At 58.2% G+C, this 1,902-nt stretch carries 1 protein-coding gene; it reads left to right on the plus strand.

The window, feature by feature from the left end; genetic code table 11:
• Positions 1-262: 262 nt before the first annotated feature.
• Positions 263-1,902 (plus strand): DUF1549 domain-containing protein (locus WBG04_RS05815; protein WP_424313438.1); only part of this gene is annotated, 1,640 nt, incomplete at its 3' end.

A 1,902-nucleotide genomic window follows, 5' to 3' on the forward strand; every position in this document is an offset into this window, starting at 1 on the left:
GGCTAGGATCATTTGCTGACTACAAAAACGCTTTAAAAAAACAAAGCGCACAAGGCAATGTAACAGTAATGACCTCGATTAAGGGGTAGAGGATCGCTCATGGACTGGAGAGCCGGTGTGAGAAAGGCCGGCGCTAAGCGGCTGGATTTCTCGGCGCGCCACCCCACCCCGACAAGCGCCTCGAATAGTGACGAGAGATTCGATGAAAAGCAGGCCTTCAAACTTCCGTTATGCTCCCAGGAACCCCTTACCTACCTCTGCCATGTGTCGCAAGGCCCTCACTCTCACCCTGATCACCGCGCTGAGCCTCACTCAGTGCCGTGAATCCACGGAAACTCAGACCAAGGCGTCGGCCCCCGTCCCCGCTGAAAGCAGAACTCCTCTCGAAAGCGAAGCTCCCCTCCCCACCGAGCCAGCGCTCCCTGAGGAAATCTCGTTCAACGAGCACATCCAGCCGATCCTTTCCGAATACTGCTACCACTGCCACGGTCCGGACGAAAAGACCCGCTACCCGGAAGACGCCCCGCTCCGACTCGACCTCGTCGAGCACGCCTTCGAGCCACGCGAAAATGGCAAACCCGTCATCATCAAAGGTGACCCGCAAGCCTCGCTGTTAGTCAAACTCATCCACTCGAAAGACAAAGACACGGTCATGCCGCCACCGAAGTCCCACAAGGAACTCAATGCTAAGCAGATTGCCTTGTTAGAGAAATGGGTCGAGCAAGGTGCCGAGTATCAGGACCACTGGTCATTCATCCCGGTCGAACGTCCCGAGGCACCAACATCGGGCGATGACTGGGCGCTGAACCCGATCGATTCCTTCATCTTCGAAAAGCTCACCGCCAATGGTCTCGCGCCAAACCCTCCGAGTGACCCCGTTCGCTTTTATCGTCGCCTCCACTTCGACCTCACGGGACTCCCTCCTTCACCCGAAGGCGGCGCAGCCTTTTCCTGGGACAAGCTCGATGCCGAAGTCGACCGCCTTCTTGCCACCACCAGCAGCGCCGAGCATTTCGCAAGGCACTGGCTTGATGCCGCACGCTACGCCGACACCCACGGCATCCACCACGATAACTACCGCTCCATCTGGCCCTACCGAGATTGGGTCATCCGCGCCTTCGAGCAGAACATGCCTTGGGATCAGTTCACCATCGAGCAAATCGCAGGCGACATTCTCCCCGAGCCGACCCTCGATCAGCTCGTCGCCACCGGCTTTAACCGCTGCCTACCGACCACCGGAGAAGGCGGAGCCATTGCCGAGGAATATGACGCCATCTATGCCCAAGACCGCACCAACACGACTGCCGGTGTTTGGCTTGGCCTAACAGTCGGCTGCGCTGCTTGCCACGATCACAAGTTCGACCCTATCTCCCAGAAAGACACCTACTCCTTCAATGCCTTCTTCCGGAACACTCCGATGACAGCCTTGGACAAAAACCAGGCCGATCACGCCCCTAGCATCTTCGTCCCACTCATTCCCGACCGTACTCGCTGGAGCGAACTTGCCAGCGAGATCCCCGAGTTGAATCAAAACATGGCCAAGCGCCGCAAGCAGGCCCGACCTGACTTCAATCAGTGGCTAGCTTCCGCGACCATCGAGGTAGCCGACGAAATCGACTCCACCCTCGCCGTCCACCTTCCCCTCTCGGAAGAAGAAGGGCCCATTCATGGACTCATTGACGGCCAAGCGCATGAGTGGCCCGCCGAGCTATCTCGTATCGACGCCCCTCTCGGCAAAGCGCCAGTCGTTAGCGCAAAGCCAGTCGAACTCGGCGACTACGGCTCATTCTCACGCTCCGATCAGGTCAGCTACGGCGGCTTCATCCGCATCGAAGGAAAGCCAACTGGCGCAGTGATCGCCCGCATGGACTCTTCATCATCTTTTCGAGGTTGGGACATCTA

It is taken from the genome of Haloferula sp. (genome assembly GCF_049672945.1).
In the GTDB taxonomy this organism is placed as follows: domain Bacteria; phylum Verrucomicrobiota; class Verrucomicrobiia; order Verrucomicrobiales; family Akkermansiaceae; genus Haloferula.